Annotated in this window: 15 protein-coding genes; 14 read left to right on the top strand and 1 reads right to left on the bottom strand. The window is 52.7% G+C overall.

Annotation, left to right across the window (positions count from 1 at the left end; all coding sequences use genetic code 11):
- The first annotated feature begins 17 nt into the window (after positions 1-17).
- From gltJ to ACQG2Q_RS06605, 6 genes are all read left to right on the top strand, one after another.
- Positions 18-758, top strand: a complete 741-nt coding sequence (gene gltJ / locus ACQG2Q_RS06630) for a glutamate/aspartate ABC transporter permease GltJ (RefSeq protein ID WP_015571133.1) — start codon at positions 18-20, stop codon at positions 756-758.
- A complete protein-coding gene (gene gltK, locus ACQG2Q_RS06625; protein ID WP_022647437.1) occupies positions 758-1,432 on the top strand; it encodes a glutamate/aspartate ABC transporter permease GltK in 675 nt (224 codons plus the stop codon). Before gltJ ends, gltK begins: the two co-directional genes overlap by 1 nt.
- Complete coding sequence (locus tag ACQG2Q_RS06620; protein WP_006809622.1) at positions 1,432-2,157, top strand: amino acid ABC transporter ATP-binding protein; 726 nt, start codon at positions 1,432-1,434, stop codon at positions 2,155-2,157. The genes gltK and ACQG2Q_RS06620 overlap by 1 nt, the downstream gene beginning before the upstream one ends.
- A gap of 119 nt (positions 2,158-2,276) precedes the next feature.
- The gene (gene rihA / locus ACQG2Q_RS06615; protein ID WP_046618893.1) at positions 2,277-3,212 is read left to right on the top strand and encodes a pyrimidine-specific ribonucleoside hydrolase RihA; all 936 of its coding nucleotides are present in this window, start codon (positions 2,277-2,279) and stop codon (positions 3,210-3,212) included.
- 306 nt (positions 3,213-3,518) lie between these two features.
- Positions 3,519-4,220, top strand: a complete 702-nt coding sequence (locus ACQG2Q_RS06610; RefSeq protein WP_180238020.1) for a hypothetical protein — start codon at positions 3,519-3,521, stop codon at positions 4,218-4,220.
- A gap of 234 nt (positions 4,221-4,454) precedes the next feature.
- Positions 4,455-4,934, top strand: a complete 480-nt coding sequence (locus ACQG2Q_RS06605; protein ID WP_022647434.1) for an Hcp family type VI secretion system effector — start codon at positions 4,455-4,457, stop codon at positions 4,932-4,934.
- Positions 4,935-5,068: 134 nt separating this feature from the next.
- Here the strand turns inward: ACQG2Q_RS06605 and ACQG2Q_RS06600 are convergent, their stop codons facing one another.
- Positions 5,069-5,551 (bottom strand): zinc ribbon-containing protein, encoded by a 483-nt coding sequence (locus ACQG2Q_RS06600; protein ID WP_032621827.1) that lies wholly within the window; start codon positions 5,549-5,551, stop codon positions 5,069-5,071.
- Between the two features lie 214 nt (positions 5,552-5,765).
- Between ACQG2Q_RS06600 and leuS the strand changes: the two genes are divergently transcribed.
- The 8 genes from leuS to mrdB all read left to right on the top strand — a co-directional run bounded on the left by leuS (position 5,766) and on the right by mrdB (position 14,723).
- Entirely contained in the window at positions 5,766-8,348 is a 2,583-nt protein-coding gene (leuS, locus tag ACQG2Q_RS06595; RefSeq protein WP_015571136.1) for a leucine--tRNA ligase, read from the top strand.
- Positions 8,349-8,362: 14 nt separating this feature from the next.
- On the top strand, positions 8,363-8,932 hold the full coding sequence (gene lptE / locus ACQG2Q_RS06590) for an LPS assembly lipoprotein LptE (RefSeq protein WP_022647432.1): 570 nt from the start codon (positions 8,363-8,365) through the stop codon (positions 8,930-8,932).
- Positions 8,932-9,963, top strand: coding sequence for a DNA polymerase III subunit delta (holA, locus tag ACQG2Q_RS06585; RefSeq protein ID WP_063849593.1), 1,032 nt, complete (start codon positions 8,932-8,934; stop codon positions 9,961-9,963). Before lptE ends, holA begins: the two co-directional genes overlap by 1 nt.
- Positions 9,956-10,621: a nicotinate-nucleotide adenylyltransferase gene (gene nadD / locus ACQG2Q_RS06580; RefSeq protein WP_023299589.1), complete on the top strand. Its 666-nt coding sequence runs from the start codon at positions 9,956-9,958 to the stop codon at positions 10,619-10,621. Before holA ends, nadD begins: the two co-directional genes overlap by 8 nt.
- Before the next feature lie 268 nt (positions 10,622-10,889).
- Complete coding sequence (gene rsfS / locus ACQG2Q_RS06575) at positions 10,890-11,207, top strand: ribosome silencing factor (RefSeq protein WP_003858696.1); 318 nt, start codon at positions 10,890-10,892, stop codon at positions 11,205-11,207.
- Between the two features lie 3 nt (positions 11,208-11,210).
- Complete coding sequence (gene rlmH / locus ACQG2Q_RS06570; protein WP_003858701.1) at positions 11,211-11,678, top strand: 23S rRNA (pseudouridine(1915)-N(3))-methyltransferase RlmH; 468 nt, start codon at positions 11,211-11,213, stop codon at positions 11,676-11,678.
- Between the two features lie 28 nt (positions 11,679-11,706).
- Positions 11,707-13,608, top strand: coding sequence for a peptidoglycan DD-transpeptidase MrdA (gene mrdA, locus ACQG2Q_RS06565; RefSeq protein ID WP_015571138.1), 1,902 nt, complete (start codon positions 11,707-11,709; stop codon positions 13,606-13,608).
- 2 nt (positions 13,609-13,610) lie between these two features.
- Positions 13,611-14,723, top strand: coding sequence for a peptidoglycan glycosyltransferase MrdB (gene mrdB / locus ACQG2Q_RS06560; RefSeq protein ID WP_022647428.1), 1,113 nt, complete (start codon positions 13,611-13,613; stop codon positions 14,721-14,723).
- Positions 14,724-14,738: the final 15 nt, after the last annotated feature.

The raw sequence follows: 14,738 nt of genomic DNA, 5'->3' as shown, positions 1-14,738 counted from the left end.
TTTTTCTGGAGTTTACTATGTCAATTGACTGGAACTGGGGCATCTTTCTGCAACAAGCCCCGTTCGGCAACACCACCTATCTCGGCTGGCTGTGGAGCGGCTTTCAGGTTACCGTTGCGTTATCGATAACGGCGTGGATTATCGCGTTTCTTGTCGGTTCGCTGTTCGGTATTCTGCGTACCGTCCCTAACCGTTTTCTCTCTTCGATTGGCACGCTCTATGTGGAACTGTTCCGTAACGTTCCGCTGATCGTGCAGTTCTTTACCTGGTATCTGGTGATCCCGGAACTGCTGCCGGAAGATCTCGGCATGTGGTTCAAGGCCGAGCTGGATCCTAACGTACAATTCTTTGTCTCCTCCATGCTGTGTCTGGGACTGTTCACCGCTGCGCGCGTCTGCGAGCAGGTGCGTGCCGCCATACAGTCACTGCCACGCGGACAAAAGAATGCGGCACTGGCGATGGGCCTGACCCTGCCACAAGCCTACCGTTACGTACTGCTGCCTAACGCTTACCGCGTCATCGTTCCGCCGATGACCTCCGAGATGATGAACCTGGTAAAAAACTCGGCCATCGCCTCAACCATTGGTCTGGTAGATATGGCGGCGCAGGCGGGCAAACTGCTGGATTACTCCGCTCACGCATGGGAATCCTTCACGGCAATCACGCTCGCCTATGTTCTGATTAACGCTTTCATCATGCTGGTGATGAACCTGGTTGAACGCAAAGTACGCCTGCCGGGCAATCTGGGGGGCAAATAATGTACGAATTTGACTGGAGTTCCATTGTTCCCTCCATGCCTTATCTGCTGGATGGACTGGCGATCACCTTAAAGATCACCGTAATCGCCATTATCGTCGGTATTGTCTGGGGCACCCTGCTGGCAGTGATGCGCCTGTCGAGCTTTAAGCCGCTCGCCTGGTTTGCTACGGCTTACGTTAACGTGTTCCGCTCCATTCCACTGGTCATGGTGCTGTTGTGGTTTTACCTGATTGTTCCCGGCTTTTTACAGAACGTGCTGGGACTGTCGCCGAAAACCGATATCCGCCTGATCTCTGCCATGGTGGCATTCTCCATGTTTGAAGCCGCCTACTACTCCGAGATCATCCGCGCAGGTATTCAGAGTATCTCGCGCGGGCAGTCCAGCGCTGCGCTGGCGCTCGGTATGACGCACTGGCAGTCCATGAAGCTCATTATTCTGCCGCAGGCGTTTCGCGCCATGGTTCCGCTGCTGCTGACGCAGGGCATCGTCCTGTTCCAGGATACCTCCCTGGTCTACGTGCTGAGCCTGGCAGACTTCTTCCGTACCGCCTCCACCATTGGCGAACGTGACGGAACGCAGGTTGAGATGATCCTCTTCGCAGGCGGGGTCTATTTTGTGATTAGTTTAAGCGCATCGCTGTTGGTCAGCTGGCTGAAGAAAAGGACCGTATAATGATTTCCCTGAAAAATGTTTCTAAATGGTATGGGCACTTTCAGGTGCTGACCGACTGCTCAACAGAAGTGAAAAAAGGCGATGTGGTGGTGGTATGCGGCCCGTCCGGCTCCGGTAAGTCGACGCTTATCAAAACCGTTAATGGGCTGGAACCTGTCCAGCAGGGCGAGATTGTCGTTAACGGCACCAAAGTGAATGACCGCAAAACCAACCTTGCCCAGCTTCGCTCCCACGTTGGGATGGTGTTCCAGCATTTTGAGCTGTTCCCTCACCTCTCCATCATTGAGAACCTGACGCTGGCGCAGGTGAAAGTGCTGAAGCGCGACAAAAAAGCGGCGCGTGAAAAGGGACTGAAGTTGCTGGAACGCGTCGGGCTGTCTGCACATGCGGATAAGTTCCCGGCGCAGCTTTCAGGTGGCCAACAGCAGCGCGTGGCAATCGCGCGTGCGCTGTGCATGGATCCGGTGGCGATGCTGTTTGATGAGCCGACGTCCGCGCTCGATCCTGAGATGATCAACGAAGTGCTGGACGTTATGGTGGAACTGGCGCACGAAGGGATGACCATGATGGTGGTGACGCACGAAATGGGCTTCGCCCGTAAAGTGGCCAACCGTGTGATCTTCATGGATGAAGGGAAAATTGTTGAAGACTCACCGAAAGAAGAGTTCTTCGCAAATCCTAAATCTGAACGTGCAAAAGACTTCCTCGCCAAAATCCTGCATTAATCTTTTTAGTGCGCAATCTGTGGATTGCGCACTGCTTCACGCTTTAGATCTCTTTTTCTATTCGGCGTCACATCGCAGCGTTAACCTTGTCACAAATAATGCTAAGAATGGAGAACGCCATGGCACAGCCTATTATTCTCGACTGCGATCCGGGTCATGATGACGCGATCGCACTCGTCCTTGCTCTTGCCTCCCCTGAACTGGACGTAAAAGCTGTCACCTCCTCTGCAGGGAACCAGACGCCGGATAAAACCCTGCGAAACGTGTTGCGCATGTTAACGCTGCTAAAACGCACCGATATTCCGGTCGCAGGTGGCGCCATTAAGCCGCTAATGCGCGAGCTGATCATTGCGGATAACGTTCACGGTGAAAGTGGGCTGGATGGCCCGGCGCTGCCGGAGCCGGGTTTCGCACCACAAAACTGTACTGCCGTCGAGCTCATGGCGAAAGTTCTGCGTGAAAGCGCAGAGCCCGTGACGCTGGTGGCGACCGGCCCACAGACCAACGTAGCGCTGCTGCTGAACAGCCATCCTGAACTGCACAGCAATATCGCCCGTATCGTCATCATGGGCGGGGCAATGGGGCTGGGGAACTGGACGCCAGCCGCGGAGTTCAACATCTTTGTTGACCCGGAAGCCGCAGAAATCGTCTTCCAGTCGGGCCTGCCGATTGTGATGGCGGGGCTGGACGTTACCCACCGCGCACAAATTATGGCGCAGGACATCGAACGATTTCGTACTGTGGGTAACCCGGTTGCAACAACCGTGGCAGAGCTGCTCGATTTCTTTATGGTGTATCACAAAGCCGAGAAGTGGGGATTCCACGGCGCCCCGCTGCATGACCCATGCACCATCGCCTGGCTACTGAAGCCGGAAATGTTTACCACGGTCGAGCGTTGGGTTGGTGTGGAAACACAGGGGAAATATACCCAGGGAATGACGGTGGTGGACTATTACTCGCTGACGGGAAACAAGCCGAATACCACAGTGATGGTGGATATCGATCGGAAAGCGTTTGTGGATTTGCTGGCGGAGAGGCTGGCTTATTATATTTAGGCCGGCAAGCAAAAAAACAATTGGGCATTCCAGGCAGTTCTGTCGCCTGATGCCCACGACATATCTCTCTCCTGCAAAGAATCTCCTGAAATCAATGTTCATAAAGTAAGCAAATAAAAAATCCTTTATGATTTTAGCTAACCCCTCAAGCTTTCATTCATAACAACAATTATTACTTACGACCAATTCAACTCAATAATAAATAGGAGACATTTTTTGCGATTTTTTTTTCAAAAATGAGATAAGCATCGCTTTGTTTAATAATGACATGCTCGATGATCGAATGATCATAGCAAAGGAGCAGTTATGTATTACAGCGAAGAGATCATTAAGCGCATTGGAACTGATAAAGAGCTAGCTGTTCGTTTAGATAAATCATTAATGGGGGTTAAACAGGGTGTTGTAGATTATGTAAACGGTCTTGGTGACGCCACAACACGGTTACTTTATTATACATCCTGTCTTACAGACAACTATCAGGATGTATGTAAAAAACTTGGGTCTGAAGATATAAGGTTTATTTGCGCTCTGTATGAACTTATCAAGCATAGAGATATTATATTCAGGATGTTGAAAATATATATTGAAACTATCCTAAAAAATAAAAACGAGACAGAAAAGAAAACAATTCTTCAGAAACTAACACCATTTACAACAAATTATTCTATTAAATACATTTCAAAAAATGGTTTAATTTACGCTGTAGCGTCGTATATATGCTACGGGAACAAGATGAATTTAGCTGTACAAAATGCATTAATGAAAAAAATAGGAAGCAGAGTCGGGTGGATTGTAGGGGGATTAAATATTTATGGAATTGTACAACGTGCTGCTGAGAGTGCAGATAATCTGAAAAATTTCTGTCCTTTATTTTATAATGCATTATACATGGAAGGTTTAGAAATGATGTATTTTTTAATAGAGCCCATAATCATGAAGTCAGGTTATTTAAATATTAACACGGCATCTGATGAAGAAATTGTCAGAGCACTAAAAAGAATGATGTGACAATGCTTACTTTAATAAATAGCTTTTTGAGGAGTTGTATACGCCGTTTTTTTAATAGCATAAAAGATGATTGCATTAATAATATTATAGGTTTTGGAATGGTTTCCCTTATCGCCATAATTTCCATTTCTGTTTCGGCTCTCATCGACAATAATAAAATAGCATTCGGAATTATCGCTTTAATAGTGACACTTATACTTTTGCCAATATTGTTTTATAAAGGAAAATAATCAAATGTCTATACCGGCGCATATTTGGTTCACCGATGACAACGGCTCACCTTTGATTGGTGAATGTTTAATGCCAACACGATTGGGTTCAACTGAACTTAAATCGTTCAACCATTCCGTATGGATCCCGACAGATCATAACACCGGCAAACTCACGGGAACTCGCCTTCATGTGCCGATCAGATTTGAAAAAGAAATAGACCGTCTAACACCATACTTATTCAGGGCTGTATGTCAGGGAAGAATATTGAAAGAAGCTGTAATAAAAATGTATAAGATTAATGACGCTGGAATCGAGATGGAATATTTTAATATAATACTGGAAAACGTAAAGATAACACAAATTTCTCCTGTTCTATTCCCAATAGGTATTGCAAGTAAACATATGGAAGAAGTTGAAATTCGATATGAATCTATAGAATGGAAATATACTGATGGAAATATAATGTTCAAAGATTTGTGGAATGAAAGAGTCATAGCATAAAAGAAAAGGACTGCTGGAGTTGCTTTCTGTTTTGCTTTTACCTTGTGCGGCCTGATGCCCTCACCCCGGCCCTCTCCCACAGGGAGAGGGAGCAGACACTAAAAACGGCAACGACGTTGCCGTTTTGCTTTTACCTACGGCTCAAACGGCCGACGCTGGAACTGGTCGTGCCCGCATTTCGGACACAGCGACAGCACCTCCGGCGTATAAACGGCGATATGGTGGTGGCACTTCTCACACACCAGGTTCCCCAGCCCCACCACTTCGCCGCTGTGATAGACACCGTGGTGGTTTAAATCCTGGAATACCTCGCGCCACTCCAGTTGGGTTTTATCGGTAATATCCGCCAGCTCCTGCCACAGGCTCTCTTTAATTACCCGCATAAAAACACTGTCGGCGATTTCGTCCTGGCTCTCTTCATAGCTTCGCGCAAACTCTTCCAGGTCGCGGCGCACGGCGCGCGTCACCTCTTCCACTTCGGTTCGCGATAACTCACCCGTTTGCGTCACGCGTGCGCGTGCCTGTTCGACCAACGCGTCGATATCACGCTCGCCGTTACGCAGCCTTTCCGTCAGAGTCGCTACCAGTTCACGGTAAAATTGAGCAACCTTGTTCATCATTTTGCCTCCCGGGTAAGTAACTGTCTCTAATAATAGACCTTATTTCGTCGCCGCTTTGTCAGGTGAAGCACAGACCCGGTAAATTCCTGCAAAGTGCATTTGCGTGAAAGGCTGTTTTGACGCGGGCGTTTGGGCTATGCTATGCGGATCTGAATTACCACATCCATTGGCTACATTTGTAGCTGTATTGAACACAGGACCACTGGCTGCCATGCAAGAGCAATACCGCCCGGAAGAGATAGAATCAAAAGTCCAGCAACACTGGGACGAGAAGCGCACCTTTGAAGTAACCGAAGACGAGAGCAAAGAGAAGTATTACTGCCTGTCGATGCTTCCCTATCCTTCTGGTCGACTACACATGGGCCACGTGCGTAACTACACCATCGGTGACGTGATTGCACGCTACCAGCGTATGCTGGGCAAAAACGTACTTCAGCCTATCGGCTGGGATGCGTTCGGCCTGCCTGCTGAAGGCGCGGCGGTGAAAAACAACACGGCACCGGCTCCGTGGACGTACGACAACATCGCGTACATGAAAAACCAGCTGAAAATGCTGGGCTTTGGCTATGACTGGAGCCGCGAGCTGGCAACCTGTACCCCGGAATACTACCGCTGGGAGCAGAAGTTCTTCACCGAGCTGTATAAAAAAGGCCTGGTGTACAAGAAGACCTCTGCCGTTAACTGGTGCCCAAATGACCAGACCGTTCTCGCGAACGAGCAGGTTATCGACGGCTGCTGCTGGCGCTGCGACACCAAAGTAGAGCGTAAAGAGATCCCGCAGTGGTTTATCAAAATCACCGCCTACGCTGACGAACTGCTGAACGATCTGGATAATCTGGACCACTGGCCAGATACCGTTAAGACCATGCAGCGCAACTGGATCGGCCGTTCCGAAGGTGTGGAAATTACCTTCAACGTTGAGAACTACGACCAGACCCTGACCGTCTACACCACCCGTCCGGACACCTTTATGGGCGCGACCTACCTGGCCGTGGCCGCAGGTCACCCGCTGGCGCAAAAAGCGGCGGAAAACAATCCGGAGCTGGCGACCTTTATCGACGAATGCCGCAACACGAAAGTGGCCGAAGCCGACATGGCGACGATGGAGAAAAAAGGCGTTGATACCGGCTTCAAAGCGATCCACCCGCTGACGGGCGAAGCGATACCTGTCTGGGCCGCCAACTTCGTACTGATGGAATACGGCACAGGCGCCGTGATGGCCGTGCCGGGTCACGATCAGCGCGACTACGAATTTGCCACCAAATACGGCCTGACCATCAAGCCTGTTATTCTTGCTGCTGACGGCTCTGAACCCGATCTCTCTGAGCAAGCGCTGACTGAAAAAGGCACCCTGTTTAACTCCGGTGAGTTCAGCGGCCTGAGCTTCGAAGAGGGCTTCAACGCCATCGCCGACAAACTGGCCTCGCTGGGCGTGGGCGAGCGTAAAGTCAACTACCGTCTGCGCGACTGGGGCGTTTCCCGTCAGCGTTACTGGGGTGCGCCAATCCCAATGGTGACCCTGGAAGACGGCACCGTGATGCCAACGCCGGAAGATCAGCTGCCGGTGATCCTGCCGGAAGACGTGGTCATGGACGGCATCACCAGCCCGATCAAAGCCGATCCTGAGTGGGCAAAAACCACCGTCAACGGTCAGCCAGCGCTGCGTGAAACCGACACCTTTGACACCTTTATGGAATCCTCCTGGTACTATGCGCGCTACACCTGCCCGCAGTACAAAGAAGGCATGCTGGATTCCGATGCTGCAAACTACTGGCTGCCGGTAGACATCTATATCGGTGGCATTGAACACGCCATCATGCACCTGCTCTACTTCCGCTTCTTCCACAAACTGATGCGTGACGCAGGCCTGGTCAACTCCGACGAACCGGCAAAACAGCTGCTGTGTCAGGGTATGGTGCTGGCAGATGCGTTCTACTACGTTGGCGCGAACGGTGAACGTAACTGGGTTTCTCCGGTTGATGCGATTGTGGAGCGCGACGAGAAAGGCCGTATCGTGAAGGCGAAAGACGCCGAAGGTCATGAACTGGTTTATACCGGCATGAGCAAGATGTCCAAGTCTAAAAATAACGGTATCGACCCGCAGGTGATGGTTGAGCGTTACGGCGCTGACACCGTGCGTCTGTTCATGATGTTCGCCTCCCCGGCAGATATGACGCTGGAATGGCAGGAATCCGGCGTTGAAGGGGCAAACCGCTTCCTGAAACGCGTCTGGAAACTGGTTTACGAGCACACCTCACAAGGTGATGCGCCAGCGCTGAACGTGGCTGCACTGAGCGAAGATCAGCAGGCGCTGCGTCGTGATGTTCATAAAACCATTGCGAAAGTCACCGATGATATTGGTCGTCGTCAGACCTTCAATACCGCAATTGCGGCTATTATGGAACTGATGAACAAGCTGGCAAAAGCCCCGCAGGACGGCGAGCAGGATCGCGCGTTAATGCGCGAAGCGCTGCTGGCGGTCGTTCGCATGCTGAACCCGTTCACGCCGCACGTTAGCTTCACCCTGTGGCAGGAGCTGAAAGGCGAAGGCGATATCGATAACGCGCCGTGGCCAGTGGCGGATGAATCCGCTATGGTGGAAAACACCACGCTGGTTGTGGTGCAGGTTAACGGTAAAGTGCGCGGTAAAATTACCGTCGCGGTCGACGCAACCGAAGAACAGGTTCGCGAGCGCGCAGGCCAGGAGCATCTGGTCGCGAAATACCTTGAGGGCGTTACCGTACGTAAAGTGATCTACGTACCCGGTAAACTGCTGAATCTGGTCGTTGGCTAAGCGCGGGAGGAAACGTGCGACACCTGGCAACAATACTCTTATCTCTGGCGGTGCTGGTCACCGCTGGCTGCGGCTGGCACCTGCGCAATACCACGGCAGTGCCTGCTCAGATGAAAACAATGATCTTCGACTCATCCGATCCGAATGGACCGCTGAGCCGGGCCATTCGTAACCAGCTGCGTTTGAACGATGTTGAGCTGATCGAGAAGGGAACCCTGCGTCAGGATGTTCCTTCGCTCCGCGTCCTGAAATCAACGCTGTCACAAGACACGGCATCGATCTTCCAGGATGGACGAACCGCGGAATATCAAATGGTGCTTACCGTTGATGCGGCCGTTTTAATGCCAGGTAAAGATATTTACCCTATCAATACCAAAGTCTACCGCTCGTTCTTCGATAACCCGCAGACGGCCCTGGCAAAAGACGCCGAACAGCAGATTATCATCAAGGAAATGTATGATAAGGCCGCGGAGCAACTGATCCGCAGACTGCCTGCCATTGCCGCGTCGACGAAAAAAGGCGCTGACGTTATCGAAACACCGGATGCCAGCACGCCGGATATGCCAACGTCGCTGGGTAACTGATGATCAGGTTGTATCCTGAACAACTCCGCGCGCAGCTCAACGAAGGGCTGCGCGCGGCCTATCTGCTACTCGGCAATGACCCCCTGTTACTTCAGGAAAGCCTTGATGCGGTTCGCCATGCGGCAGCCGCGCAGGGTTTCGATGAGCATCATACGTTCCAGATCGATAACAGTACCGACTGGAACGCTATCTTCTCGCTTTGTCAGGCCATGAGCCTGTTTGCCTCTCGTCAGACAATCCAGATCGTGCTGCCAGAGAATGGTCCTAACGCGGCCATCAATGAACAGCTGACCATGCTGGTGAGTTTATTACACGGCGATCTGCTGCTTATCGTACGCGGTAACAAGTTCACGAAAGCGCAGGAAAACGCGGCCTGGTTTACCCAGCTTGCCACCAATGTGGTACTGGTCACCTGCCAGACGCCAGAACAGGCGCATCTGCCAAAATGGGTTGCCGCGCGCGCAAAGCTGCACAATCTGCAACTGGATGATGCCGCCAGCCAGCTCCTTTGCTATTGCTATGAAGGCAACCTTCTGGCACTGGCGCAGGCGCTGGACAGGCTCGCCCTGCTGTGGCCCGATGGCAAGCTGACGCTACCGCGCGTGGAACAGGCGGTGAATGATGCCGCGCACTTTACTCCCTTCCACTGGGTTGATGCGCTGCTGTCGGCGAAAAGTAAGCGAGCCCTGCACATACTGCAACAGCTGCGCCTGGAAGGGAGTGAGCCGGTCATTCTGCTCCGCACGCTCCAGCGCGAATTACTGCTGCTGAACAACCTTAAACGTCAGTCGGCACATACGCCCCTGCGCGCCTTATTCGATAAACATCGCGTCTGGCAGAACCGTCGGGCGATGACCTCGGAGGCGATAAACCGCCTGAGCCAGGAGCAGTTGCGTCAGGCAGTGCAACTTCTGATGCGCGCCGAACTGACGTTAAAACAGGACTACGGCCAGTCTGTCTGGGCGGAGCTGGAGAGCCTCTCTTTGCTGCTCTGCCATAAGGCGCTGGCAGACGTATTTATCGATGGGTGATATGCATTCTTTACAGGCAATGTATGGCGGGACCTTCGACCCGGTACACTATGGGCATCTTAAGCCGGTAGAAATCCTCGCGAATTTGATTGGGTTGCAGCGGGTAATCATCATGCCCAACAATGTTCCTCCGCATCGTCCTCAGCCAGAAGCAACCAGCGAGCAGCGCAAAGCGATGCTCGCGCTGGCTATCGCAGATAAGCCTCTCTTCACGCTGGATGAGCGCGAATTGCGCAGGGATACCCCTTCCTGGACATCGCAAACGCTGCGGGAGTGGCGCGCTGAGCAGGGGCCCATGCAACCGCTGGCGTTTATCATCGGCCAGGATTCCTTGCTCAACTTTCCCAGCTGGTACCAGTACGAAACCATTCTGGAAAACAGTCATCTGCTGGTCTGCCGCCGTCCGGGCTACCCGTTGACCATGCGCGACGCGCAGCATCAGCAGTGGCTTGACGCGCATCTGACGGACAATATAGAAGACCTGCACAGTCTACCCGCCGGGAAAATTTACCTCGCTGAAACGCCGTGGTTTGATATTTCCGCGACCCTCATCCGCGAGCGTCTCCAGCAAGGTTTAGACTGTGACGATCTCCTGCCCTCGCCCGTGCTGGCCTATATCCACGCACACGGTTTGTATCAGAAAAGTACAGATGCCTGATCATCACCGGCGAAATTGTCTGTTAATGTTTATCCTGCCTTGACAGGCTAAGCCATACTGATATCCTCCGCTGCCAGACTTTCCCGCCGATCGCTGCTTTACAGAAATTGTTTTACAAAAATGGCGATGCAATCTCAGGCGGAGGGTGGGATGATACCCGCCTTCAAAAGCCGGGCGGTGACATTTGTCCCGCGACTGGCGTCAGTTCAGGTATACTGACTGGCCACGAATTCATAGTTGTACAATCTCATTCACCCAGGGGGAAAACTTGCAGGGTAAAGCACTCCAGGATTTTGTTATCGACAAAATTGATGACCTGAAAGGTCAGGACATCATCGCTATCGACGTTAAGGGTAAATCCAGCATCACCGACTGCATGATCATCTGCACCGGGACCTCAACTCGTCACGTTGTTTCGATTGCTGACCATGTTGTTCAGGAATCGCGCGCGGCAGGGCTGCTTCCGCTGGGCGTTGAAGGTGAAGCGACCGCTGACTGGGTGGTTGTCGATCTCGGCGATGTGATTGTCCACGTCATGCAGGAAGAGAGCCGTCGCCTGTATGAGCTGGAAAAACTCTGGGGTTAATGCGTGAAGTTGCAACTGGTCGCCGTCGGCACCAAAATGCCGGACTGGGTACAAACCGGTTTTACTGAGTATCTGCGTCGTTTCCCAAAAGATATGCCGTTCGAACTGGTGGAGATCCCAGCAGGAAAGCGCGGCAAGAACGCAGATATCAAACGTATTCTCGATAAAGAGGGAGAGCTGATGCTGGCTGCCGCAGGCAAAAACCGCATCGTGACCCTCGATATCCCGGGAAAACCCTGGGATACGCCGCAGCTGGCGCACGAACTGGAGCGCTGGAAGCAGGATGGTCGTGATGTCAGTCTGTTGATTGGCGGACCAGAGGGGTTATCTCCCGCCTGCAAAGCGGCAGCAGAACAAAGTTGGTCACTCTCGGCGCTGACGTTGCCCCACCCGCTTGTGCGGGTTCTCGTGGCAGAAAGTTTGTATCGCGCATGGAGCATCACTACCAACCACCCTTATCACCGCGAGTAATGACAGACCAGGGTAATTTAAGCAGCGGATGAAACTACAGAATTCTTTTCGCGACTATACGGCTGAGTCCGCGCTGTTTGTGCGCCGGGCGCTGGTCGCCTTTACGGGGATTTTGCTGCTTACCGGCGTGCTGATCGCCAACCTCTATAATCTGCAAATTGTCCGCTATACCGATTACCAGACCCGCTCAAACGAAAACCGTATCAAGCTGGTGCCCATCGCGCCCAGCCGCGGCATTATCTACGATCGTAACGGCACCCCGCTGGCGCTAAACCGCACCATCTACCAGATAGAGATGATGCCGGAGAAAGTGGATAACGTGCAGGATACGCTGAACGCGCTGAGAAGCGTTGTCGACCTGACTGATGACGACATCGCTGCGTTCAAAAAAGAGCGCGCACGTTCTCACCGCTTCACCTCTATTCCGGTAAAAACCAACCTGACGGAAGTGCAGGTCGCCCGTTTTGCCGTTAACCAGTACCGTTTCCCCGGTGTGGAAGTCAAAGGCTATAAACGTCGCTACTATCCTTACGGCTCCGCGCTGACGCACGTCATAGGCTACGTCTCCAAAATTAACGATAAAGACGTCGAACGCCTTGATAAAGACGGCAAGCTGGCTAACTACGCCGCAACCCATGATATTGGCAAGCTTGGGATTGAACGTTATTACGAAGATGTCCTGCACGGTCAGACCGGGTATGAAGAGGTTGAAGTTAACAACCGTGGCCGCGTGATCCGTCAGCTCAAAGAGGTTCCCCCACAGGCGGGACATGACGTTTATCTGACGCTCGACCTGAAGCTACAGCAGTATATCGAAACGCTGCTGGCGGGTAGCCGGGCCGCCGTGATCGTGACCGACCCGCGTACCGGCGGTATTCTGGCGATGGTTTCTATGCCAAGCTACGATCCGAACCTCTTCGTGGATGGCATCTCCAGCAAGGATTACTCCGGCCTGCTCAACGATCCAAACACCCCGCTGGTGAACCGCGCCACGCAGGGGGTTTATCCTCCAGCCTCAACGGTAAAACCGTATGTCGCCGTTTCTGCGCTGAGCGCGGGCGTCATTACTCGTAATACCAGTCTGTTTGACCCTGGCTGGTGGCAGTTGCCTGGCTCTGAAAAACGCTACCGTGACTGGAAAAAATGGGGTCACGGCCATCTGAACGTGACCAAATCACTGGAGGAGTCGGCGGATACCTTCTTCTATCAGGTCGCCTACGACATGGGTATTGATCGTCTGTCTGAATGGATGAGCAAATTCGGCTACGGACATTACACCGGTATAGATTTGGCGGAAGAACGTTCCGGCAACATGCCAACCCGCGAATGGAAGCTGAAGCGCTTTAAAAAACCCTGGTATCAGGGTGATACCATTCCGGTGGGCATCGGCCAGGGCTACTGGACGGCAACGCCGCTGCAAATGAACAAGGCGATGATGATCCTCATCAACGATGGCGTTGTGAAAGTACCGCACCTGCTGCAAAGCACCGTAGAAGACGGCAAAAAAGTGCCATGGATACAGCCGCACGAGCCGCCGGTGGGTGACATTCATTCCGGGTACTGGGAAATCGCGAAAGACGGGATGTATGGCGTAGCCAACCGCCCTAACGGGACGGCGCACAAATATTTCGCTGGCGCACCGTATAAGGTTGCCGCGAAATCAGGTACGGCTCAGGTCTTCGGTCTGAAAGCGAATGAAACCTATAACGCACATAAAATTGCCGAACGTCTGCGTGACCACAAGCTCATGACGGCGTTTGCCCCTTATGATAACCCGCAGGTTGCGGTGGCGATGATTCTTGAGAACGGCGGCGCTGGCCCGGCGGTGGGTACCATCATGCGTCAAATCCTCGACCACATCATGCTGGGTGATAACAACACCGAACTGCCAGCTGAAAACCCGGCAGCCGCTGCGGCGGAGGACCAATAATCATGACGGATAATCCGAATAAAAAATCGCTGTGGGACAAGATCCACATCGACCCTGCCATGCTGCTGATCCTGCTGGCTCTGCTGGTGTACAGCGCCCTCGTTATCTGGAGCGCCAGCGGCCAGGATATCGGCATGATGGAGCGTAAAGTTGGCCAGATCGCCATGGGTCTGGTCATTATGGTGGTGATGGCGCAAATACCACCGCGCGTGTATGAGGGCTGGGCGCCCTATCTCTATATTTTCTGTATCATTTTGCTGGTGGCAGTAGATGCGTTCGGTGCTATCTCGAAGGGGGCGCAACGCTGGCTGGATCTGGGGATTGTCCGCTTCCAGCCGTCAGAAATCGCCAAAATCGCCGTTCCGCTGATGGTGGCGCGCTTCATTAACCGCGACGTCTGCCCGCCGTCGTTGAAGAATACCGCCATTGCGCTGGTGCTAATTTTCCTGCCGACGCTGCTCGTGGCCGCACAGCCTGACCTCGGTACCTCGATTCTCATCGCCCTCTCCGGCCTGTTCGTCCTGTTCCTGTCCGGCCTGAGCTGGCGTCTGATCGGCATCGCGGTGGTCCTGCTGGCTGCCTTTATTCCTATTCTCTGGTTCTTCCTGATGCATGATTACCAGCGCCAGCGCGTGATGATGCTGCTCGATCCCGAGACCGATCCGCTGGGCGCAGGCTATCATATTATTCAGTCGAAGATTGCGATTGGCTCCGGCGGCCTGCGCGGAAAAGGCTGGCTGCACGGGACACAGTCGCAGCTCGAATTTTTACCGGAACGCCACACCGACTTTATCTTTGCCGTTCTGGCTGAGGAGTTAGGGCTGGTTGGCATTCTGGTGCTGCTTGCACTCTACGTGCTGTTGATCATGCGTGGGCTCTACATTGCCGCACGCGCGCAGACCACCTTTGGCCGGGTTATGGCGGGTGGATTAATGTTGATTTTGTTCGTTTATGTCTTCGTAAATATTGGTATGGTGAGTGGTATTCTGCCGGTTGTTGGCGTACCGCTGCCGCTGGTGAGTTACGGGGGCTCGGCACTGATCGTGTTGATGGCCGGGTTTGGTATCGTCATGTCGATCCATACCCACAGGAAAATGTTGTCCAAAAGCGTATAAAAATAAGGGGATCGC

The sequence above is a fragment of the Enterobacter cloacae complex sp. 370H10 genome, from assembly GCF_050031535.1.
In the GTDB taxonomy this organism is placed as follows: domain Bacteria; phylum Pseudomonadota; class Gammaproteobacteria; order Enterobacterales; family Enterobacteriaceae; genus Enterobacter; species Enterobacter intestinihominis.
This window is presented reverse-complemented; position numbering and strand designations above follow the sequence as displayed.

Excerpts from the sequence above, each read along its gene's own strand:
- mrdB (WP_022647428.1), top strand. The coding sequence starts at position 13,611 with ATGACGGATAATCCGAATAAAAAATCGCTGTGGGACAAGATCCACATC.
- ACQG2Q_RS06620 (WP_006809622.1), top strand. The coding sequence starts at position 1,432 with ATGATTTCCCTGAAAAATGTTTCTAAATGGTATGGGCACTTTCAGGTG.
- ACQG2Q_RS06610 (WP_180238020.1), top strand. The coding sequence starts at position 3,519 with ATGTATTACAGCGAAGAGATCATTAAGCGCATTGGAACTGATAAAGAG.
- rihA (WP_046618893.1), top strand. The coding sequence starts at position 2,277 with ATGGCACAGCCTATTATTCTCGACTGCGATCCGGGTCATGATGACGCG.
- nadD (WP_023299589.1), top strand. The coding sequence starts at position 9,956 with ATGGGTGATATGCATTCTTTACAGGCAATGTATGGCGGGACCTTCGAC.
- holA (WP_063849593.1), top strand. The coding sequence starts at position 8,932 with ATGATCAGGTTGTATCCTGAACAACTCCGCGCGCAGCTCAACGAAGGG.
- gltK (WP_022647437.1), top strand. The coding sequence starts at position 758 with ATGTACGAATTTGACTGGAGTTCCATTGTTCCCTCCATGCCTTATCTG.
- gltJ (WP_015571133.1), top strand. The coding sequence starts at position 18 with ATGTCAATTGACTGGAACTGGGGCATCTTTCTGCAACAAGCCCCGTTC.
- leuS (WP_015571136.1), top strand. The coding sequence starts at position 5,766 with ATGCAAGAGCAATACCGCCCGGAAGAGATAGAATCAAAAGTCCAGCAA.
- ACQG2Q_RS06600 (WP_032621827.1), bottom strand. The coding sequence starts at position 5,551 with ATGAACAAGGTTGCTCAATTTTACCGTGAACTGGTAGCGACTCTGACG.
- ACQG2Q_RS06605 (WP_022647434.1), top strand. The coding sequence starts at position 4,455 with ATGTCTATACCGGCGCATATTTGGTTCACCGATGACAACGGCTCACCT.
- mrdA (WP_015571138.1), top strand. The coding sequence starts at position 11,707 with ATGAAACTACAGAATTCTTTTCGCGACTATACGGCTGAGTCCGCGCTG.